Origin of the sequence: Delftia sp. DLF01 (assembly GCF_014852125.1) — a bacterium.
GTDB lineage: Bacteria > Pseudomonadota > Gammaproteobacteria > Burkholderiales > Burkholderiaceae_C > Comamonas > Comamonas acidovorans.
This window is the reverse complement of the sequence record NZ_JACVAZ010000003.1, coordinates 234,264-254,893: the sequence shown is the minus strand read 5'-3', so window position 1 is coordinate 254,893 and position 20,630 is coordinate 234,264. Positions and strand designations below refer to the sequence as shown.

27 protein-coding genes and 1 riboswitch are annotated in these 20,630 nt (G+C 61.9%); of the genes, 19 read left to right on the top strand and 8 right to left on the bottom strand.

What is annotated here, in order from left to right:
• The first annotated feature begins 280 nt into the window (after positions 1–280).
• From IB269_RS16390 to IB269_RS16320, 15 genes are all read left to right on the top strand, one after another.
• Complete coding sequence (locus IB269_RS16390) at positions 281–1,159, top strand: hypothetical protein (RefSeq protein WP_192367689.1); 879 nt, start codon at positions 281–283, stop codon at positions 1,157–1,159.
• A 102-nt stretch (positions 1,160–1,261) separates the two neighbouring features.
• On the top strand, positions 1,262–2,440 hold the full coding sequence (locus IB269_RS16385; RefSeq protein ID WP_192367688.1) for a hypothetical protein: 1,179 nt from the start codon (positions 1,262–1,264) through the stop codon (positions 2,438–2,440).
• A complete protein-coding gene (locus IB269_RS16380) occupies positions 2,437–2,898 on the top strand; it encodes a hypothetical protein (protein WP_052155296.1) in 462 nt (153 codons plus the stop codon). The genes IB269_RS16385 and IB269_RS16380 overlap by 4 nt, the downstream gene beginning before the upstream one ends.
• Before the next feature lie 18 nt (positions 2,899–2,916).
• Positions 2,917–4,842 (top strand): hypothetical protein, encoded by a 1,926-nt coding sequence (locus tag IB269_RS16375; protein ID WP_192367687.1) that lies wholly within the window; start codon positions 2,917–2,919, stop codon positions 4,840–4,842.
• An 8-nt stretch (positions 4,843–4,850) separates the two neighbouring features.
• Entirely contained in the window at positions 4,851–6,515 is a 1,665-nt protein-coding gene (locus IB269_RS16370) for a hypothetical protein (RefSeq protein WP_043821061.1), read from the top strand.
• A gap of 2 nt (positions 6,516–6,517) precedes the next feature.
• Complete coding sequence (locus tag IB269_RS16365; RefSeq protein ID WP_192367686.1) at positions 6,518–8,416, top strand: hypothetical protein; 1,899 nt, start codon at positions 6,518–6,520, stop codon at positions 8,414–8,416.
• A gap of 53 nt (positions 8,417–8,469) precedes the next feature.
• Positions 8,470–8,907, top strand: a complete 438-nt coding sequence (locus IB269_RS16360; protein WP_192367685.1) for a hypothetical protein — start codon at positions 8,470–8,472, stop codon at positions 8,905–8,907.
• Entirely contained in the window at positions 8,904–9,434 is a 531-nt protein-coding gene (locus IB269_RS16355; RefSeq protein WP_192367684.1) for a hypothetical protein, read from the top strand. The genes IB269_RS16360 and IB269_RS16355 overlap by 4 nt, the downstream gene beginning before the upstream one ends.
• Before the next feature lie 9 nt (positions 9,435–9,443).
• A complete protein-coding gene (locus tag IB269_RS16350; protein ID WP_096916489.1) occupies positions 9,444–9,953 on the top strand; it encodes a hypothetical protein in 510 nt (169 codons plus the stop codon).
• Position 9,954: 1 nt separating this feature from the next.
• On the top strand, positions 9,955–10,785 hold the full coding sequence (locus tag IB269_RS16345) for a hypothetical protein (protein WP_192367683.1): 831 nt from the start codon (positions 9,955–9,957) through the stop codon (positions 10,783–10,785).
• A gap of 89 nt (positions 10,786–10,874) precedes the next feature.
• On the top strand, positions 10,875–11,327 hold the full coding sequence (locus tag IB269_RS16340) for a hypothetical protein (protein WP_318652165.1): 453 nt from the start codon (positions 10,875–10,877) through the stop codon (positions 11,325–11,327).
• A gap of 39 nt (positions 11,328–11,366) precedes the next feature.
• Positions 11,367–11,678, top strand: coding sequence for a holin (locus tag IB269_RS16335; RefSeq protein WP_016453337.1), 312 nt, complete (start codon positions 11,367–11,369; stop codon positions 11,676–11,678).
• Positions 11,675–12,259, top strand: coding sequence for a glycoside hydrolase family protein (locus IB269_RS16330; protein ID WP_192367681.1), 585 nt, complete (start codon positions 11,675–11,677; stop codon positions 12,257–12,259). Before IB269_RS16335 ends, IB269_RS16330 begins: the two co-directional genes overlap by 4 nt.
• Positions 12,260–12,266: 7 nt before the next feature.
• On the top strand, positions 12,267–12,683 hold the full coding sequence (locus tag IB269_RS16325; RefSeq protein ID WP_192367680.1) for a hypothetical protein: 417 nt from the start codon (positions 12,267–12,269) through the stop codon (positions 12,681–12,683).
• Entirely contained in the window at positions 12,680–13,189 is a 510-nt protein-coding gene (locus IB269_RS16320; protein WP_192367679.1) for a hypothetical protein, read from the top strand. The genes IB269_RS16325 and IB269_RS16320 overlap by 4 nt, the downstream gene beginning before the upstream one ends.
• A gap of 605 nt (positions 13,190–13,794) precedes the next feature.
• Here IB269_RS16320 and IB269_RS29310 read toward each other — a convergent pair.
• Together IB269_RS29310 and IB269_RS16315 are read right to left on the bottom strand one after the other, a co-directional pair.
• Entirely contained in the window at positions 13,795–13,932 is a 138-nt protein-coding gene (locus tag IB269_RS29310) for a DUF1010 domain-containing protein (protein ID WP_412523752.1), read from the bottom strand.
• A gap of 239 nt (positions 13,933–14,171) precedes the next feature.
• Positions 14,172–14,852, bottom strand: coding sequence for a DUF6338 family protein (locus tag IB269_RS16315; protein ID WP_192367678.1), 681 nt, complete (start codon positions 14,850–14,852; stop codon positions 14,172–14,174).
• An 826-nt stretch (positions 14,853–15,678) separates the two neighbouring features.
• Here IB269_RS16315 and IB269_RS16310 point away from each other — a divergent pair.
• The 3 genes from IB269_RS16310 to IB269_RS16300 are packed head-to-tail and all read left to right on the top strand — an operon-like array spanning position 15,679 to position 17,354.
• Positions 15,679–16,287, top strand: coding sequence for a hypothetical protein (locus IB269_RS16310; protein WP_141831182.1), 609 nt, complete (start codon positions 15,679–15,681; stop codon positions 16,285–16,287).
• The gene (locus tag IB269_RS16305) at positions 16,287–16,880 is read left to right on the top strand and encodes an isochorismatase family cysteine hydrolase (RefSeq protein WP_192367677.1); all 594 of its coding nucleotides are present in this window, start codon (positions 16,287–16,289) and stop codon (positions 16,878–16,880) included. Before IB269_RS16310 ends, IB269_RS16305 begins: the two co-directional genes overlap by 1 nt.
• A gap of 12 nt (positions 16,881–16,892) precedes the next feature.
• Positions 16,893–17,354: a DUF421 domain-containing protein gene (locus IB269_RS16300; RefSeq protein WP_013802139.1), complete on the top strand. Its 462-nt coding sequence runs from the start codon at positions 16,893–16,895 to the stop codon at positions 17,352–17,354.
• Between the two features lie 9 nt (positions 17,355–17,363).
• Here the strand turns inward: IB269_RS16300 and IB269_RS16295 are convergent, their stop codons facing one another.
• From IB269_RS16295 to IB269_RS16280, 4 genes are read right to left on the bottom strand one after another with little or no spacing between them, the layout of a single operon-like run.
• Positions 17,364–17,573 carry a hypothetical protein gene (locus tag IB269_RS16295; RefSeq protein WP_013802140.1) on the bottom strand — a complete coding sequence of 70 codons (210 nt, stop codon included), beginning with the start codon at positions 17,571–17,573 and terminating at the stop codon, positions 17,364–17,366.
• A gap of 5 nt (positions 17,574–17,578) precedes the next feature.
• Positions 17,579–17,821, bottom strand: a complete 243-nt coding sequence (locus tag IB269_RS16290) for a hypothetical protein (RefSeq protein ID WP_192367676.1) — start codon at positions 17,819–17,821, stop codon at positions 17,579–17,581.
• A gap of 8 nt (positions 17,822–17,829) precedes the next feature.
• A complete protein-coding gene (locus IB269_RS16285) occupies positions 17,830–18,039 on the bottom strand; it encodes a hypothetical protein (RefSeq protein WP_141831188.1) in 210 nt (69 codons plus the stop codon).
• 16 nt (positions 18,040–18,055) lie between these two features.
• Entirely contained in the window at positions 18,056–18,334 is a 279-nt protein-coding gene (locus tag IB269_RS16280; RefSeq protein WP_192367675.1) for a hypothetical protein, read from the bottom strand.
• 53 nt (positions 18,335–18,387) lie between these two features.
• Here IB269_RS16280 and IB269_RS16275 point away from each other — a divergent pair, with 53 nt between their 5' ends.
• Positions 18,388–19,086 (top strand): SOS response-associated peptidase, encoded by a 699-nt coding sequence (locus tag IB269_RS16275; RefSeq protein ID WP_192367674.1) that lies wholly within the window; start codon positions 18,388–18,390, stop codon positions 19,084–19,086.
• A gap of 72 nt (positions 19,087–19,158) precedes the next feature.
• On the opposite strand, the gene IB269_RS16270 is transcribed toward IB269_RS16275, so the two are convergent.
• Positions 19,159–19,389: a hypothetical protein gene (locus IB269_RS16270; protein WP_143290039.1), complete on the bottom strand. Its 231-nt coding sequence runs from the start codon at positions 19,387–19,389 to the stop codon at positions 19,159–19,161.
• A 442-nt stretch (positions 19,390–19,831) separates the two neighbouring features.
• On the bottom strand, positions 19,832–20,362 hold the full coding sequence (locus IB269_RS16265; protein ID WP_192367673.1) for a DUF4124 domain-containing protein: 531 nt from the start codon (positions 20,360–20,362) through the stop codon (positions 19,832–19,834).
• Positions 20,363–20,565: 203 nt separating this feature from the next.
• Positions 20,566–20,629, top strand: a riboswitch (Fluoride riboswitch).
• The last annotated feature ends 1 nt before the right edge of the window (position 20,630 follow it).

The window sequence follows — 20,630 nt, the reverse complement described above, 5'->3', positions numbered from 1 at the left end:
ACCTATGTGGCGCGGCTGTTGCTCTGCGCCTTGACTGCCGGGTCGCCAAACCCAGGCCCCCGTAACTGCAGGGACAGCCGCAGTATAGCAAAAGCGATATTTTTGTGTTGTCGGGTGAAGTGTTACATTCCGTCGCGCTGCCACATCGTGTTGCGCTTGCGCTCGCTGCAAGGAGCTTTCGAAGTGTCCTGCCATGATGAACCTTGAATTGGATTTGGCAAAACTGGTTATCAAGTATTGAGGTTTTTCTTAGTTGATTAATATGTTTGTGGAGGAGTGCATGAATTCAATGAATGATGCGGCAGTAGGTTTGCCATTTTCCTTAAATTATCTTCGGCCCAGCGCGCCACTAAATGATTCGAGTAGATTTCGGGTAAAAATCTCCCAAGCCTTTGGCGATATTGCCGAAGACTATACATTTGAGATCAAGGCGCATTTCGCGCTCGATGTTGGCGTTTCTATTAACGGATCCACAATTTATGAGATAAAAAGCTGGTTCTTGACGGCCAGCATTGCTGATGTATTGGACTGCATAACGAGTACGTGGACATTTTTTGTTAAACGACGGAATGTAGATATTGGCAGAAGGTCTTACCCTGGTGAAATGGTTGCAGAAAAGTGGCATTCCTTTGTGTCAGCCGCATTTTCAACTGAATCGATGGGCTATCAGTTAGATGAAAGATGTGGCGTCCATTATTTTGTTGATTCGGAATTTGAGGGCGCCAGGGCTGCTGCTGTGTCCGGCCTAGGTGCTCCAAGATACACAAATGTTGCTCACTCCCTGGAGAAGGCATACGCGTTTTTGGATGGGCCAGTAGTTGATACAAAATCGGCTGCCAGGTCTGCCTTTGAGGCAATTGAAATATTGGCAAAACTGATGGTTCCTGAGGCCCAAAATCTGAATGGCAGAATGATTGAGACAAGGTTGGAGCCTCTGGTTTTGTCAGGATGTATTGATGATGCACATAAGAATATGGCCTCTGCCATAATGAAATCACTGAAGGAGTTTGTTAACGGCGTTCACTATTATCGTCATGGGCAGGGCGAAGAGTCCGTCATAGAGCCTCCTCTGGATATAGCTGTATACATACTGTCGCAAGTTTCTAATGCTATTCGATTGCTTATACCTGTTGATCAACGGTTGCAGTCAGGGAACTAACCCAATATCTCCAGCCCGCTTGATGAGCGGGTTTTTTTCGACGGCATCCCCCCCCCCCGGCAGGGTTCGACCAAATAACTCGCACCCGAGAAACTGCGGTGCATGGACCCAATCCGCTCCTTCCGAGGCTTGAACAACGTCTCCGACCCCATCCGGCTCGGTCTGTCGTGGTTCACCCGTGCCGACAACGTCGATGTGACGGAGTCGGGCGGGGTGCAGCGGCGTGCCGGATATGCGTTGGCCCAGGCTGGCGCACCGACTGGCATTTACGCCACCAAGGATGAGACCCGCCTGTACGTGATCGACGGCGGCGAACTGCGGCAGGTGCTGGATGACATTACGGTGCGCCCCATGGCGCAGGGCCTGGGCCGCGATGCGTGGTGGGCCGAGATCAACGACCAGGTGCTGTACGTGGCTGGCTACGCTGCGGGCATCGTGACTGCCGAGAGCGAGGTGCTGCCCTGGCGCCTGCCCGTGCCGGCCGAGCCGCGGGTGCTGGTGGGTGAGGGCGGCCAGTTGCCGGCGGGCCAGTACCGTGTCTGCGCCACGTTCGTCATGCCCGACGGCCGGGAGACGCCGGCCAGCACGGCGGCCGAGGTTGTGGTGGAGCAGGGCGCTGCACTGCAGATCAGCGGCATTGAGCAGCTGCCCGGCTGCGTGACGCGCGTCTACGTGGCACCGGCCGACAGCACCGCATTTCAGTTGGCCTTTGGTGCTGCTGGTCCTGCTGCTGTCTGGGCGCAGCCGCCCGAGGCGCTGGGCCAGGAGCTGCTGACCGATGGCCTGGACCCGCTGCCTTTGGGCGTGGACGTGATCGCCGAATGGCGCGGCCGTATTTTCGCCGCCCAGTACCTGCCCGAGGACGACAAGACAGTCGTGTGGCGCAGTGAACCTCTGGCGGCGCACCTCTGGAATCTCTCCGAAGGCTTCTTCATGGTGCCCGGTCGCGTGCACGCCCTGGCGCCGAACGACGCCGGCCTGGTGGCGGCCACCGATCGCGCCATGCACGCCTACACGCCCGAGGGCCTGGCCCTGCTGGCCGACTACGGCACGGTCCCGGGCCTGCCCTGGGCGCTGGACGGCAAGCGGACGCTCATCTGGTCTCAGCGCGGCCTGTGCCAGTTCCCCGAATTCACCAACCTGACCGCCTCGCGCGTGAGCGTGGCGCCCGGCCTGCAGGCTGGCGCGGCCGTGCTCGAGCTGGAAGGCCAGGTCCGTTTCATCAGCTGCCTGCACGCGGGCGGCACTCCTTTCAACCAACGACGCGAGGTATCGCCATGACTCTCAAACTCTCCACGGCCCTGCGCAATGCGCAGGCTGGCACCACGGGCTTTGCCGGCGCGCTCAATGGCGGCTGCATCCTGGTCTACAGCGGACCGCAGCCCGTCACCGCTGATGCAGCTCCCACGGGTACGCTGCTTGGCCGTGCCACGTTGAACGGTGACCCCTGGGTTGCGGGTTCGCCCACGAATGGCCTGGTCCTGGACACGCCGGCCAATGGCGGCGTGCTCAAGCCGGCATCGGCGGTCTGGAAGTTCACCGGCCTGGCCGCCGGCACCATCGGCTGGTTCCGGTTCGTCGGCAACGGAGCAGACGATGGCTCCGCATCGGTGCTGCTTCCCCGCGTTGACGGTGCTGCGGCAGTGGGTTCAGGCGAAGGCAAGTTCTCGACGCTCACTGTGGTGGTTGGCCAGCCCATCACCATCGATTCGTTCTCGTACATGATTCCGGCGCAGTAGGGCGAGGGCGGGCAGGCCATGGGGACGGAGCGCGAACACCTGCTACTGGGCGGCGCCGAAGAGGCCAAGCTGCTGCCCTTCGCGCGGGGGCGCGTGAGCACCCTGCGGGCAGCTGGGTTTCGCCACATCACGCAGCGCTACGAGCTGCTGGATATGCTGGTGCGCGTGACCATCGCTGGCGATGACGCATGGATCGAGATCCAGGGCGGGCGCTGGGACTATCTGGTTTGGCCGACGAGCCTGGACCATGGCCTGGGCGTGCACCAGAGGGATGGTCAGGAGATTTCTCCCTTGTGTGCCATGACTCTGAATGCCTCGGACAAAGGGCTACGCCGCAAGGAGAACGTGGACCTGCAGGCGGGGCCTCACGACTGGATCAGCGACGACCACAAGGATGTGCTGACCTATGACCACGGCAACGGCTTCCGGTATGCAATCACGGGAGCCCAGCATGCAGGCAGCGGCGCCAAGGCGGAGATCTTCCGCAACGGTGCACGCATCAAGGTGGCCCGTGAGCTGAGCGGTTGCGCCATCTTCAAGGCCTCTCTGCCCCAGGGCAGCACGGCGAAGTATTTGGTCCACGCTGCCTACGAGGCCGGGGCCAGCGGCACCATCGGGGATCAGCAGGTGGTGCTCTATCGTGTGGACCCCAAGATCAAGGACGACGACGGCCTAGCGCACACCGAAGAGTTCGCACGCTGGGAAGTGCCCGCCGACATGGAGCTGGCGATCACGCAGCCGTTCTTCTTTGACGGGATCGGCACTCACTGCATCACGATGCTGGAGACGCTGACACGCGAAGTCGTGGGCGGCGTGGAGGTGGTCAGTTTCGGGAAGCCTCGGTATGCGCTGCGTGGCACGCTGGCCCGTGACAGCAATGGTGATTTGGGTGCCCAGTTTGAATTGGGGCTGCTGGTCTCCACGCCCGATGAGCCCTTCACCAGCGTCAACGAGCAAAGACACAACCCTGCCGATTCATCCTATTTTCCAGGGAGCTTGGCCAACGACTTCCACGATGCTGAGAACTACCCGATCGACGAATACAACACCTTCGCGCGGTCCAACAGCAGTTCTTCGGGGTACTCGCGCACCAGGACCACTGAGCGTGTCGTTCACATCCTGGGGCTGGATATGGCCCCTGATGGGACGGAACTGCTGGTTGAACGCGTCCGCTTTTCCGAATCGCTGAGCTATGCCGAGGAAGTGGGAAAGAGCCAATTCCAGTACACGCACTATTACAACGGCAGCGTGTTTCCGGTGGTGGAGCATTACACCGGTAGTGGATCTTTCAGCAACGTTTACAGCGCAGGCTCCACAAGCAAGACCACCGAGACCATCACGGTCAACGGGCAAGCGCTGATGTCGCTTGAACTCGCCAGCGACTTCAACGATGTGACTCGGACTCGGCAATGGGCGTATTCATATTCCCAGGCATACCCTGCACCGAATCCTCCACCTGCAACGGTGAGCACCACTGAGTCTTCGAACTCCAGCCGGCAGACGCTGAGCCTGCGAGACATCGATGGGCGCTGGGGTGCACTGGCGGCGGTGACGGCGCAGTACACGCAGCCCTTCAACGGGACCGACCTCGTGCCCTATTCGGTGAGGCTGCAGGCGCGGTGCCAGGGTTATTTGTTTGGACGCGACATTTTCACAGGGCACGTGAGGCTACCGCCACCGAACATGAGCACGGACACGATGCACTACCGCAGCGTCGCGGTGCGCCGGCCGGGTGAGTTCGTAATTTGCGCGTCGCCCGCGGGCGCAGTGCACCGTGAGCCGCCTCTTTCGACGTTCTATGACGACTTGGCCCTGACCGGGGCGCCTGACCGCGAACCTCTGATTGCCATGCAGCGCAAGGGCAAGGTCATCACTCCCGGTCCCGACAAATTCACGCTGGGCGAGGAGGCCGGTTTCCGGCTCGATCCCGTCCGCCTTCTCTGAGCACAGCCATGGCCGAACTTGCCGGATACGCGTACCTCAGCCGCGAGGAGAACTATTACTCGCCACCAGGCGACCCAGAGACCTGGCAGGCGCAGGTGCACGTCTATGAGGTGTATGACGATGGCACCGCTGTCTATTCGGGGGTTGCTCTCTACAAGGCCTCCCTGCAGGATTATCTGGGTCTGCGCTTTGGATATCGCCCCGAGCCTGACATCAATAATCCCGCATACGAGGGCTACTACGACCTGGACCCACTGGCGCTCCGGCATATCAAGCAGCCGCCCGAGCGCGTGCGGCGCTTTTATTACAAGATCAACGAAACGGGCGCTTCGTTGCAGGCGGACCCAGACCGGTACGATCTTGGCGGACTGATCCCGGACCCTGCTACCCAATACATGGTCTGGTGCCACTGGGAGGCACCGGATGAAGTGGGTGACTTTCCGCGGCCAGCGCGGGTGGCAGTCCTGTTGCCGCTGGTCCCTGGGCTCTGGCAGGGCATGGACATCACTGAGGACTGGCACCGTGCCGCTTTTGCGTCGGATTACGCAGAAGAGATCCTGAACGAGATCGAGCTCGTTTGCCCCACCCCGGTGCTGGAGATGGTGGCCACAGTCGAAGGGCTCGCGCGGTTCGACCTGATCGCACCGGTGGCCCGAGCCGAATTGCATGCTGGGGCTCGTGTCGAGCTGGTGGCGCCTGCCGCGCGCGTGGCGCTGACAGGATCTGACGCGGCGAACCGCTTAGAGCTGGTCGCCCCTGCGGCAACAGCGCTGTTGGTTGGTGGCACTCAGATCGCTCTCGTTGCGCCTTCCCCCGTCGTGAGCCTGCAGGCCACGGTCAGCGAACTCGCGCGTATTGAGCTGGTTTGCCCCGTGCCGCAGGTCCTGCTCGAAGCGACGGTGGAGGGCCTGGCGCAGATCGCGCTCATGGCGCCGGCGGCGCGCGTCGATTTCGTGGGAGGCGCCCGCATCGAGTTGCTGGCCCCGGCCGCCGTTGTGAGCCTGGAGGCCACCACCGAAGGGCTGGCGCAGATCCATCTCGTGTGCCCCATGCCCGTGGCAAAGCTGGAGGCTCATGGCGAGGCCACGGCCAGCTTTGACCTGATTGCGCCTGCGGCGATTGCCGGCGGCTGGGCTGACATCGTGCTCGTGGCGCCTGCCGCGCGCGCCTTCCTGGTGGCCACGGCCGAGGTGCCAGTGGTGCACGAGGCATATGCGATCAACCTGCGCACCAGCCTGGAGACCGGCGGCAACGAGGTAACGCGCTACACGGCTTTCCCGTTCATCCGGGTCGTGCGCTGGCGCGGGCGCTACGTGGCCATGGCCGCCAATGGCCTGTACTTCCTCGGTGGCGATACGGACGCCGGCCAGCCCATCGCGTGGCACCTGCACACCGGCACAACGGACTTCGGCAGCGCGCAGCGCAAGGCGTGGATCAGCTGCTACGTCGGCGGCCGCATGCCGCCCTGCAGTCGCTTCACCGTGGCCGTGGGCGAGAAGTGCCAGGAGCGCTACCCCTACGACACCCCGCGCGGCTCCAGCGCCCAGAACTACCGCCAGAAGTTCGGCAGGGGGCTGGACGCCCGGTACTACGCCCTGGAGCTATCGGGCCGGGGCGCGCTGACCATTGACGACCTCGAGGCCGAGGTCGTGAACAAGACACGGAGGATCTGACCATGGCATCTGTAGAAGAAATCATCGACGACCAGCGCGGCTTTGCGGCCGAAGTGCTGGCGGACTCGCGCCAGGCGCTGCAGGACGTGAGCAACATGATCACGGGCATCGGCTACCTGCAGCCTGACCCGCAGTTGGATCCCATCGATCAGCCGCTGGAGCCACCCGTGCTGCAGCAGGTACCGGAGTTTGCGGGGGTGGATTTCCAACTGCCCCAGGCGCCGGGCGCGGCGCCGCAGTTCCAAGATATCGGCCCCATCGACATCAGCGGACTGCCGGCGGCTACGGCGATGGTGCCCACCATCACGATGCCCTCCACACCAGCGGCGCTGGCGGACTTCTCCATCTCTGCGCCCTCGATCAACACGAGCTATGAGTTCCCGGACCCGCCTGACCAGCTCATCAACCCACTGATCCCTGAGCCGCAGATCCAGGACCGGGCCCCACCTGACAAGCCCACCATCGTGCTGCCGGTGTTTGATTCTGCTGCGCCCGTGTTCGACGCCGAGGAGCCCACGGATCTGGCGGTGCAGCTGGAGACCACGCTGCGCGGGGCCAGCGCCGCGATGATGTCTGTGCTGGACGGCCAGCTGGACGCCATGCTGGCCAGGTACTGCCCGCGCTACCGCTCCAGCATGGAGACCATGGAGCTGCGCCTGTCCCAGCTGATGGCCGGCGGTTCCGGTTTCAGCGGGGATGTCGAGCGCGCGGTGATGGAGCGGGCCAAGGATCGGAACCTCGGCGAGTACCGGCGCGCGCGCGATGCCGCTTGGGCCGACGCTGCAGACAGGGGTTACACGCTGCCACCGGGCGCGCTGCTGTCAGCGACTGCCAAGGCCCGCCAGGCCGCTGCCGACAACGTGGCCCGCGCCAACATCGAATTGGTAGTGAAGCAGGCCGAGATGGAGCAGGCCAACCTGCAGTTCGCCATCAGCACCTCGCTGAACCTGCGCCAGTCCGTGCTCGCGGCCATGCTCAGCTACCACGGTAACTTGGTGCAGATCAACGGGCAGGCGCTGGAGCACGCCAAGGCCGTGGCGGGCATGGCCGTGGAGGCCTACAACATCGCGGTCAAGGCCTTTGGCGCCAAGTTGGAGGCCTGGCGTGCGCAGGTCGCGCTGTACGAGGTGCGGCTTAGGGGCGCGATGGCGGCCATCGATCTGTACAAGGCCGAAGTCGATGCCCTGCAGGCGCTGACCCAGGTGGACATGGCCAAGGTCAACGTCTACCGTGCCCGCATGGAGTCGCTGCAGTCCCTGGCGAACGTCTACCGTGCGCGCATTGATGCCATCGTCAGCAGGGCCGGGCTGGAGAAGCTCAAGCTGGAACTGTTCCAGGCCCAGGTGCAGACCCGGGCCACCGAGGTCCAGTCCAAGGCTACCGAGTGGACCGGCTACCGCGCCGCGCTGGAGGGCCAGGAGCTGCAGGTGCGCGTGTACGATGCCCAGGTTCGGGCAGACGGCCAGGCCATCCAGACCTATCGTGCCGGCATCGACGCCAAGGTCGAGGTGGTGCGGGCCGCCGCGATCACCAACGATTCCCGGGCGCGTGTGCACGAGATGGCGCTGCGCGAGTACGGGCAGATCGTGGCCGCACGTGGCGAGCTGGCGCGCACGCAGCTCGAAGGCGACCGCCAGAAGCTCATGGCCTACCAGGCCCAGACGTCCGCGGCCGTCAGCTACGCGCAGATGGCAGCCACCTTCTACCGCTCCAAGGCGGATGTGAACGTGAGCTACGCCGATGCGCGCATGCGTGCCCAGACCGTGCAGCAGTCCAGCATGCAGAGCATGCAGGCGGCCATCACGCAACTGGCCGCCGCCAACGCCAACACGCACAGCCAAGTCGCGGGCCAGGCCATGGCCGGCTTGAACTCCGTGGCCATCAAGAGCAGCGACGGCTGACCGCCCCCGGCTAGGGTTCGCCTCCAGCAGCCCTGCCGGGAACACTGCGGGGCATGACAACCCCGGCATGCCTCGACTTCACCATCTATCAGGGCGCGACCTTCCGCACGGCCCTGGAGCGCTACAGCGTGGCGTATCCCGTGCGCGAAGAATGCGATGGGGTGGTGAAGGCCTGCAGCGGCGACCCGGTGCCCGATGCCGACAAGGTGCCAGAGGACTACACCGGCTGCACGGCCCGCATGCAGCTGCGGCGCGAGATCGATGACCCGGAGGTGCTGCTGGAGCTGAGCACGGCCAATGGCGGGATTGAGCTGGACGACGCCTGGCTGCGCCTGCTGATGACGGCAGAGCAGACCGCTGCCTTTGTGTACGGACCCATTGCGCCCGGCTGGACCTCCTGCATCGGCCAGATCGAGGTCACGCGCCCCAGCGGTGACGTGGAGCGGCAGTACGAGTTGCGTTTCGCCCTGTACCCGGAGGGCACCCGGTGACCACCGTCGTCTCTTCCGAACCCTCGTCCGCCGTCATCGAGCGGCAGACTTCTATCGTGGTGAAGCAGGAGGGCGGCAAGACCGTTGTGGTGCAGCAGCCGGCGCCGCCACAGGTCGTCGTGACGCGGGGCATTCCCGGTCCCGAGGGCAAGCGCGGCCCGGCAGGCCCAGCCGGCGACGCCATTACGGTCAAAGTTGGCCCGCTGCCGATCAGCGGCCACAGCGTGGTGGCCTGCAACGCCCAGGGCGAGCTCATCGCGGCTGACGCGACCAATCCCGCGCACCGCGGCGCCGTGCTGGGTGTGGTGGCCGATGCATACAGCCCCGGCGATGACGCCGTAGTGCAGACCGGCTTTGTGCTGGAGCACAGCGGCTGGTCCTGGGCGCCCGGCCCGGTGCTGGTCGGGCTGGCCGGCCAACTGGCCCAGGCATTGCCGCCCGGCGCGCTGTTCTCCCAAGTCATCGGGGAGGCCCTGTCCGCCACCCGCGTCCTCATCGACATCAACCCACCCATCACCCTTGCATAGGAGGCCACCATGGCTGCCAAGACTTTCATCCGCCTCATCAACGGCATCTTGACCCGCGTCTCCGGCGTTGTGGTCTCCACGGGGGCTAGCAACGATGGCGACATCCCCGCGCTGGACAGCACGGGCCGGCTGGACATGAGCCTGATGCCCGTGGGTATCGGCGCAGACACAGCATCCATCACCGCGAGCGAGGCCCTGGCCGCGGGCGACTACGTCAACATCTGGAGCAACGCGGGCGCCTTTGCCGCGCGCAAGGCTGACGCAACCATCACGGGCAAGGAGGCTCATGGATTCGTGCTCGCCGCAGTTGCCAGCGCTGCTGCAGCCACGGTCTATTTCGAGGGCACCAACACCCAGGTCACCGCGCAGACGCCGGGCCCTGTCTTCCTGCAGACGACGGCAGGGAAGGGCGCCGCAACGGTTCCCTCTGCCACTGGGAACGTGGTCCAGAACATCGGCTATGCCACGAGCGCGACCTCGGTGAACTTCCAGTCGCAGCTCCCCATCGTGCTGGCCTGACATGGCTTCTCGGCGTCCCCTGGTCAACGTCAGCGGCAGCATCCGCGAGCTACCCACGGGCGACACGCTGCCCGGCGTGCGCGAGCTGCTCACCGCTGCGCGCACCTACTACGTCCGCACCGATGGCAGCGACAGCAATACTGGGCTGAGCAATACGGCGGGCGGGGCGTTTGCAACGCTGCAAAAGGCTGTATCGACTGCGCTGCTTTTTGATTTCAATCGCCTCACAGTGACAATACAGCTTGGCGATGGCACTTATTCCGCAGCATCCGTGGCGTCTGGGTATATAAACGGGTCTCTTGTAATCAATGGCAATGCTGCGAGTCCAGGAAATGTGGTGATATCCCTGTCGTCTGGTAGCTGCATAACCGCTACTGATTCAGCAAAGATCAATGTCAGCAACATGCGGCTGCAGACGAGTGGGGTGTCAGGCCTCGTGGCGAGCACAGGGGCCACGGTAACAGGCTCGAATCTCATATTCGGCGCATGCGGCTATGCGCACATAGCTGCTGCAGCCCGTGCACAGATCATTATTACTGATAGTTGTCAGATCGCCGGATCTGCTCCTGCTTTTGGCAATCTCGATCAAGCAAATCTGGATGCGACTGCGGTTGCATTTACTCTTTCGGGTAGCCTCGCGTTCTCCGATGCGTTTATTCGTGCGGGGGCGCTCTCATATGCACGCATGATTGTCCCAACATTCTCAGGGACGGCAACTGGCAGTAGATACAACGTATCCGGAAATTCTGTGATCAATACCAACGGGGCAGGCGAAACATTTTTCCCTGGCAATGCGGCTGGGGTTAAAAATTCTGGCGGTCAATATATATGACAGAGTATCAATTCACTGGAGAAGGGTTTGTTTACAGGTTTCGTGACGGCGTGCGCATGTCAATCCCCCTTGCAGACCCTCCACTCGGAGTGCCGCCGAATCCAGATGTCATCGAATACCGCGCATGGCTGGCGGCTGGCGGCGTGCCGCTACCTGCCGAGCTGCGGCCTGCAGTCGAGATCGCGGCAGGCCTGCGTCTGGCCCTGGCCGCAGAGTACCGGCGCCGCATGCAAGTCATCGCGGCCGGCTACCCGCTCAGCGAGCGGGAATCGTGGCCTGTGCAGACGGAGGAGGCGAGGGCGCTCGGGGCTGACCCCGCAGCCGCAACGCCGTGGATCGACGCTGCAGCGCTGGCGCGCGGGCTGGACCGCCTGGTGCTGGCCGAGCGCATCCGGGCCAAGGATGACGCATACCGCCAAGTGCACGGCCTGCTGACGGGCACCCGACAGCGCATCGAAGACCAGATCGACGCTGTGGCCGACGACTCTCTAGCCCTGTCCCAGATCGATGTCGCGGTCGGCTGGCCTGCGGCCCCCGTGTAGGGTTCGCCAGCGCGGCCCAGCCCCGGAATCATCGGGGCCATGAAAACTGAAACCCTCGACACGCTCGCAACGGCAGGCAGTCGCACCACCGGCGGCGGGGCTGTCGTCGGCTTTCTCGGCTGGCTCGCTTCTTCCCAAGCCATAGGCTTGCTGGGCATCTGCATTGCGCTTCTGGGCACCTTGGTGAACTGGTACTACAGGCGGGAGGCCAGCAGGCGTGCCACTGCCAGCCGGCAAGAGGAAGCTGCAGAGCACGCGCTTCGCATGGAACTGATGCGCAAGACTGGCATCCCGCTCCGGCCAGTGCATGACGAGCCAGATACCTCTCCAACCGACATGGGGGTGTTGTGAGCAAGGCCCCGCGCACCGCCGTCGCCGCGCTCACCATCTCGGCGGCTGGGCTGCTGGCCACGCTGGGCGTTGAGGGCTTCCGGTCTGACCCGCACATCCCGACGCAGGGTGACCGCCCGACCATCGGCCACGGCTCCACGGTCTACGAGGACGGCACGCCCGTGCAGCTGTCGGACCCACCGATCACCCGCGAGCGCGCGCTGCAGCTGGTGCGCAGCCACACCTCCAAGGACGAGGCCATGTTCCGAGCCAGCCTGCCGGGCGTGGCCCTGTACCAAGCGGAATACGACCTCTACCTGGACTTCACCTACCAGTACGGGATCGGCGCCTGGCGCGCTAGCCCGATGCGCACGCGGCTGCTGGCCGGGCAGTTCGCCCCCGCCTGCCAGGCGCTGCTGGGCTATCGCTTCATGACCAGCCTCAAGCGCGAGGGATCGGGCTGGGAGCCTTACCAGTGGGACGCGGCCGGCCAGCCGAAGCGCTGGCGCTACGACTGCAGCACGCCCGGCAATCGCATCTGCCGCGGCGTCTGGACCCGTCAACAGGCGCGGCACGCTGCATGCATGGAGGCCCAGTCATGAGCCCGATTTGGATCGCAATGTGGTGGTACTGGTGGAGGGGCGGCCGATGAAATGGCTCAGCCGCGACACGGTGCGCTTGCCGTACATGACCCTGTGCCTATCTCAGGCCGAATTCTTGAAGGTCGCCACTCGCTGCAACGTGCCAGATCCAGGGGTCTGGATGGATGTCGATCGCCAATTGGCGGTTGTACACACATGGGAAAACGACAGCGGCTTGTTCTGTGTGGTTTGTTTGAACCAATCAGCCGCAGAGGCGGACCCAATAGCCGTCGCATGCGCTTTGGTCCACGAGTCAGTTCACGTCTTCCAGAGACTGTGCGACAGCATTGGCGAGGAGAAGCCTTCGAGGGAGTTCGAAGCCTATTCCATCGAGCGCATCTCTGAAGCACTGATGCGCGAGTACGCCAGGAGGGTATGCACATGATCCCCGCGCTCTACACCCACCTGGCCGCCGCCGGCGCGGCCCTGGCCATCGGAGCGGGAGGGGCCTGGTGGGTACAGGGCCAGCGCTACGGCCTGCAGATCGAGCAGCTGCAGCACCAACAGACCAGCTCCGCACTGGTCAGTACGCAACAGGCCGTCAAGGACATGGCCGGATTCCAGAAAGGACTGTCCGATGCACTCGCCACATTCCAGACCACGAGCCAGCGCAACACGGCCGCGCAGCAAGATTTGGACCGCAGCTTGCGTGACTGGCGCAGCACTGTTGCAGGCATGCGGGGCGACTTTGCCGGCCTCCCCGAGCGCATCGCTGGAGCTGCCCAGCCCGCCCTCGCTCGGTACGCCTCAACCTGCACAGCCGTACTCCAAGAGCTGGCAGACCGAGGTGGACGAATGGCAGAGCGCGGTGCAGACATCGCGCGAGCGGCTGATGGCCACGCCGCTGACTCCGCGCTGATGCGGGATGCTTGGCCGAAGGAAGTGCGCTGACTGGCGTGAGTAACTGCCGCAAGTGCAGCAGTGGACCGTTAACGGCCAGGAGCTGTCAGTGGCTGCGAGTAAAAGCGGACGTTTAACGATTGACATGAGAGGCGCTGACCGGCTTGCCCGGCAGCGTCCTCTCGATGGAAGGCTTAGGCGTCACCTCGGCTACCTCCCAATACTTGACCCAAGCTTTGACACTCTGTCCAGAGAGACTTTTTGCTGCTGGAGTGAAGCGTCGGATATATTTCTTACCCTGCCATTCAATAACCTCTCTCGACTGCGCATTTGGAAATGCTGCATCGAGAATGGCATCTCGTTCTTCTGTGGCCGTGAGTGCAAGCAGACCAATTGCCTTAAGTTCTGTCTCGATTTAATGAACTTGGGCTTTGGCTTCCTCGATATTGGCGCGGTACCTGTTCGGGTTGTTCCCCGTGTAGTTGTCCCACTTCTCGTTCCAGTGCTTCGAGTTTGGCTTTGGCCGCGGCATAGTCCTCAAGCGTGCGTTTAGTCATTTGCATTCCTTTGTACAGAGAGAGTTGCCATGCAAGTGCTTTACAGCGCTTGCAGCCTGAGTTCAACCGTCGCCGAAGGCGGTCGGTTGCGACGAATGGTTAGACTCGATGGCTAAAAAAGGTGCGCCTTAAATTGAAGACAGGCGCCATCCAAAAGAAAGCACTGCGGCGCCGAGGCAGCGCAATGCTTGCAAGACGAAAGCAGGCTGCGCTTGCTGAGAAAGCTCCAGAAGCCAGAAGGCTTGAAGCTGGCCGGGCGCTAGCAGGCGAAGCCCTGCGTTAAGCCAAAACCCCAGCGGATAAAAGCTTGAGAAATGCGAAACGCCTAAATAATGTTGGCCTGCGTGAATCGGATTATAAAAGGACGAACGTGTCCGAGTCGACTGACCTGCTAGACCCGACTGCCTTAAGGCGTCTTCGGGGGTGGTTGTACCGGCCTTTGCTCGCTCGTCGGCGGTTGATAACCGCTATTCGGACTAGGAGGCGCTGGCGCTTTGACCGGAGTGGGCTGCCACCCCCTCTGACCTTGATTCGGTAGATTCTGCTTGCTTGACATTTGACTCCTCCTGGAGCATGTTGAAGAATTCAATGGATCGAAGCTCGTTTCCAAGTATGAGGATTCCCGCTGAGTCCTGTCTGGGACGTTCAAAGCCGCCTGTGTCGTTCAGTGCCCAAGCTTCCTCCAAATAAAGCTGCTCGCCGGCGGGTGTTGCAGACGCGAAGGAACGTGAGTCGTAGCGGCCCCCGACCTGCTTGCCGTCTTTGAACGTGACAAGCACCCAGTATCTTTGGCGCTGACGGAAGAAGAAGTCCCATGGCTTGCCAACCGGATGCGGAACAATTTTCTGGAGTTGTTGCGTGGTGCGCAAGAATTTCCAACCAAATGCCAAGAGTATCGGAGCAACAAGCACGACAAAGGCGTAGAAGGCGACGTACATCTCTTTGTTCGAGATTCGAAGTCCGGAACTCTCGACCTTCAGTATCGGCCACGCGAGTACGGCGTAGTTGATACAGCTATAGGCCACTGCATCAATCACCTGCTTCGACGAATCCGCTGCTGAATCCAGACCCAGCACTGCGCTGGTCTTCAGGAGTAAGAACCCCGGAATCACAAAAGCAATGAATAGAACAAGCTTGTCGACGTTCCAGATATCCATGGCGTGATTGTGAGGTCTAACGTATGCTAAGCCGACCGCCGAAGGTGGCTCGGTTTGAGTGCTGAGTTACTGGGTAAAAACACAGTTCTAAATTGGCCATGAAACCGGCCGCTTCTCTTGTGTTGCGCGCCACGCGGTCGCTGAATGAGGTCCGCAAATGAATCTTCTGCAAGTACTATAGCCTACGCACGGAGCAGGCCTATGTGCAATGGGCGCGCCTGTTTGTGAAATGGCACGGTTTGCGGCATCACGAGACAAGGGGCTGTAGGAAATCCGGGGTTTTCAGGCCCTGCTGGCCAATGAATGATGGGTCTCGAGCTTCTAGCTGGAGGGCTGCTCAGGGTCGGGCAGCGACAGTCGTGGGGCTGGCCGAGATCGACCGCGGCGAGGGCTACGAGGTGCGACTGCTGGCCGCGCTGATTGCGTGCACGCGGCCGATCACGCCGTAGACGCCGGGTCAGCTGGTGTTACTCGGCTTGCCTCATCGCCGCGGCTCGCGCTGCTTCTGCCGCTTCTCGAGCTTCCTTTTCGGCCTGGATAACGCGTTGCTGCGGCGTCATTGATGCCCCGTCATAGCCACCTGTAGCGCGCTCACCGAACTGTATGTGAGAAATCCGCGACGCTCCGTAGAACAGGGCTGCAGCGATGATGAGTAGCGCGATGAATCTCATGCAGCCATTGTGCCGTCCGCCCGTCATTATTTGACGGTCTTGGACGTACACGTAACTTTCGAGAAGCACTACATACCCTTCAGTTGCTGCTTACGCGCAAAGTGCCAAGGTTGGCCGACCATCGCCGGACCGCAACTGAAAACCGGAGTGGGCAAATGGCTAAACCACGATATGACGATTCTCAACTCAGAGATCTGTTGCTGCAGATGATGGAAACGGAACTCGGAGGTGAGCAGGTGTATAGAACTGCTCTGACCTGTGCCCTGAACGATGACCTTAAAAAGGAATGGGAAGAGTATCTCGAAGAGACGCTCAGCCACCAGAACGTGGTGCGCACCACATGTGAACTGTTGGGAGTCAACCCGGACGAAGCTTCGCCTTCCCGTGATGTTGTGAAGCACATAGGATCATCGCTGGTGAAGGCGATGGAGTTGGCTCTCAGGGGTGGTAGCGCGGCCGCTGCGCAACTCGTGGCGTGCGAGTGCGTGGTCCACGCTGAGACCAAGGACCACGCCAACTGGGAGCTTCTGGGCAAGGTCGCCGAGGTGGCTACAGGTGAAAAGGGCAAGGTCCTCAAGGAGGCCCACGCTCGTGTGGAAAAGGACGAAGACCATCACCTGTATCACACCAAGGGGTGGTGCCGCGAGCTGTGGATCCAGAGCTTGGGTATGCCAGCAGTCCTGCCTCCCCCTGAAGAGGTCAAGCAGGTTGAAACTGCCATCGGCGCATCTCGAGCGGAGCAGCAACGCGAATCCATGCTGTGATGCCTAGGCCGAGGTGGTTAGAACCCACGCAAGTGCCTCACAGCGCGGAGGTGCTGTTGCTGGTGGATGTCATCAATCCGTTTCAATTTCCCAATGCCGGGCCTTTGCTGCAGGAAGCGGTACGGGCTGCCCGGCGCATAGTCCGGCTCAAGGCCAGGCTTCGTGAAAAGGGCGTGGCTACGATCTACGCCAACGACAACTACGGGACTTGGCACAGCGAGTTCAGCGACATTCTTGTCGCCTGCCAGGGTTTGGCCGGCGAGCGCGGCGAGATCGCTCGGCTGCTTGCGCCCGATGCGGAGGATCTGGTGATTCTCAAGCCCCAGCATTCGGCCTTTCATTCCACGCCGCTCCTGCATCTGCTGGGCAGAATGCATGCGCGCAGGCTGGTCATCGTGGGGTTTGCTGCGGACATGTGCGTCATGCTCACGGCTACGGATGCACGCATGTCGGGCTACGAGGTCTGGGTGCCCAGCGATTGCACGGCGGCCGAGACGCCTGCGCGGCGGCAGCAGGCATTGCGGCAGTTGAGGCAGGCCTTCAAGTGTTCAGTGCGCGCTTCGGCGCGTAGCCCCTGGGCGGGGCGGAATTGAAGGGGCGTTGGTATGTGGAACCTGGACATCCATCCGTTTGAGTTGTCCGTACGTGCGCTGGCGGTCTATGTCCTGCTGCTGCTGATGATGCGCATGACGGGGCGGCGTACCGTGGGCCAGTTCACGCCTTTCGATCTGCTGGTGGTGATGTTGGTGAGCGAGGCGGCGGGGCCCTCAATGACAGGGTCTGATCAGTCCCTGCCTGGAGGGCTGCTGGTGTGCGTGATCCTCATTGCGTTGAATACGGCCGTGGGTTTCGTGACGGCGCGCTGGCGCGGGGCGGAAAAGCTGCTGGAGGGCGAGGCGGTGCTGCTGGGGCGGGATGGAACGATCTTCGAGGGTGCGCGCAAAAGCCACCGGGTATCGCGCAACGATATCGAGAAGGCGCTGCGCGAGGCAGACTGCGAGGAATCAGAAATCCGCTGCATGTTCCTGGAGGCCGACGGATCCATTAGCGTGCAGAAAAAGCAGTAGTCGAACCTGTCAATCCTCTGGGCAGCGCTCCATGGCCCAGTCCAGGGCGGCGTCGGCCGAGTGGTGCGGTCCGTCGAATGCCCTGATGCCGCGCTCGTCATCCCAGAGGGCGCCGTCCCAGCGCCGCGCAGCAGGGAAGGGCAGGCGGCCGTAATCCACCACGACCGCATACCAGCCCGGCGCCGTGGGCGCGCCGCCCCAGGTCATGCCATCAGCCATGGCGCTCAGCCAGCAGGCTGTTCCAGTTGCTCGGCGCCGCGCCCGACCCAATGCCAGAATTGATTGCGGCCATGCGAATAGCGCTGCAACTCAAACGTGATGCGCACTCGGCCGGCAAGCAGCGTTTCAATCTCACAGGTGATGTGTTGTGGCTGGCCCCGCCCAGCCCCAGGCAACAGGCGTTGTGCTGCCGACATCTCTTCACCACGCACCTTGGCGATTACGCCGCGCTCAATGGGGTTTTGCATGGTAGCTCTCAGAAGGGGGCGTTTGACTGCTGCACGGACACGGGTCCGACACCGCTGTAGACCATGTCGCCGTCCGAGTCGTAGACAAGAAACCAGTCGGGATGCAGCTGTTCGATGAAATAGTCCTCCGGCTTGCCCGGCATGACTTTGACTTCGGGCGTGCCGAACCAGCGCGGCATCGTGAGCAACGTGGGGAATTCCTCGTATGTGAGCAACATGCGGCCTCCTGGGTGGTCAGTAGTCGAACTCGCAGGACCATTCCTGCGCGTGCCATGCTCTGTCGCAGCGTTCCAGTCCGCTGAACTTCATCTTTCCCGCACATGCATAGATCAGCTTGGGCTCGAACAGCTGGTTGTTGGCGCTGTCTCCAAGGATGCGCAGCACAGGGATCGTCCGGCGCTGATCAGGCACTGCGTAGTGCTTCAGGTCCAGCTCACCCTTAACGTACTGCAGCGGGCCACGGTGGTAGCTGCGTGCGCCTGCTTTGCGGAGGATGGTGACTTTGACTTTCATGACTGTATAAATGTACAGTTATCTGGCAGAGCGAGAAAAGTTAGCATCCACTTATGTGCAATCGATATAACACCCCGCGTGAGATCGAAGTTGAGCGCATGTGGCGGGTCGGCCGGCAGGTGCCACTTCCATGGTGGAAGCCGCACGTCACACCACTGGCCCTGGGGCCGTACATCACTGCAGGCGGCGTGCTGGACATCGGGCAATGGGGCATGATCCCGCGATCATCCAAGACGCGCCGGCCCGTGACAGCCGAGGGCCGGCCGATGTCGACCAACAACGCAAGGCGCGAGACTCTGGCTAGGTCGTGGACCTTTGCCCCGGCGTGGCGTGCTGGCCAACGTTGCTTGATTCCCGTGGAGTCATGGCTGGAACCCTATTGGGGGCTTGGGAGCCGCAACGTGTGGTGGTCCTTCCGCCGAGCGGATGGTGAGCCTGCAGCCTTAGCAGGGCTCCACAGCGAGTGGGTGGACCCGGGGACTGGCGAGGTCGTGCCCAACTACACGATGATCACGCAGCCCGCAGATGGGCATCCGGTGTTGTCGCTCATGCACAGGCCTGGCAAGGAAAAGCGGGGTGTCGTGATGCTGGAGCAGCAGGACTGGGATGCCTGGCTGCACGGCACGGCCGCGCAGGCCGACGCGCTGATCAAGCTGCCGCCGCTGGGAGCGTTGCTGAGCGGAGCAGAGAAGCCTGAGGAAGAGGGCCTGCTTCCTGCCGAGCAGCTGCTCGCTCTAAAAGCTGGGGAATAAGCAGAAGCAGAACCCGCTCCCCGCTGAATGCGGTGTAGGTTCTTGTGTAGCTTTTGAAGAATATTCTGATAATCAGAGGGAGAAGGCTTCTTCAAGAATGATGATGTTCATTGCCTGTGAATCTGTCATAAGCCTTTGATTTATCTCCGGTTTGCCGCGCAAGATGTTGTCGGCAAACACTTTAATCTGTCGTTGCGCTCTGTCTTCGGCATCGTCGGCACTTGCCTGAGCTGGGCTGCTTGAAGGTTCTATGAGACTCGCGCAGCCAAGGCCCTGAAGCCCGGCGAACACATTGTCGTTCAAGCTTGTGCCTACCTGAGGCTGGAGGCTTCGGTCAGTACCAAATCTTGGACCTGTCGTTACAGAAGCCTCACAGATGTCAAGGCTCAAACCGGCGAAGTGCGGCCGTTGGCCCACCATGCCAGCCGCACAGGCTGCTTCTGAATGGCAAGCTGCATCTTGCTCCGCTCGCACCGTGATTTATCCAACGAGCGCAGGCAGGCAGGCCAAGGTCGGCTCCGCGCAACCGTATCAGTGGCTTACACACTGGAACGTCTTGGCGACAACGATGTCGAGAAGGCTTGGTGGATGGCCGCCTGTTGGCAAGGTCGGTGAAGACCGGGTTGGCGGCGGTCTGAAGAGGCTGCTTGGCATTGGGAGAATGCCTGAACATGTTCCCCCGCTGGTGAGTGGCGGGAAAGAAGTCATGATTGCGCTCGATATCTGGCAGTTCCGTGCCTGGTTCTCATTGAGAAACTGGTTGCTGAATGGAGTGAGGTACTCGCGGTGTCCCAATCACCTTCGGCGGCTCCTGCATCAGGGGCGTATTTGAGCCGCATGCAGCATTGACACCCGTGATCGCGGCATTGGTCCGCATCCGTTTTTCGTCTTGGGAAATGGTGCGAATGCTGGAGACGAATTCCAGCTCCTTGCGCGCCTGCTTGCACTGAAGGGACGCGCCGAGCTGCTCCGGCGCAGGAGCAGTTGTCTGGCGGGCTTGCTGCTCGATGACACGCTGCTGGCTCTCGATCTGGCGCTGCTGCATTTCGTTCATCTGGCGCTGATACTTTTGTTCATTCGCCTGTGCTGCATCAGCCCGTTCACGGGAAATCTCATCGTCCGATTTTTTGCGCTGTATCAGAGCTCCAGTGTCAGTGCTGCTGCAGGGACTGTCTGAGAAAGTCGACTTTCCAGAAGCATCCTTGCATTGAAAGACCTGGGCTGCGGCAGGCAATGCGAAAAGTGCTGTAAAGATTGCTGTGGTCAAGAGTCGCATATGCATATCGATGAATTGATAGGCCTGATCGGAATCGAATTACAGACGAAGCATAGTCCTTTGACCCGCATGCCCGGCAACTTTCGTCTTGGTTTGAATGGCCCGCTTCACTCGGCGTCCCGCAGGGCAGCGCGGCGGGCTGCTTCAGCGGTCTCCTGAGCCTGCCAGGTCCAGAGTAAACTCGCCGCCGCAGCCAGCACTCGCTGCACGACGGGAATGGAGCTTCCCGAAACCGCCCTGCGAAGGGCTGATGGCTCCTGCCTTGGTG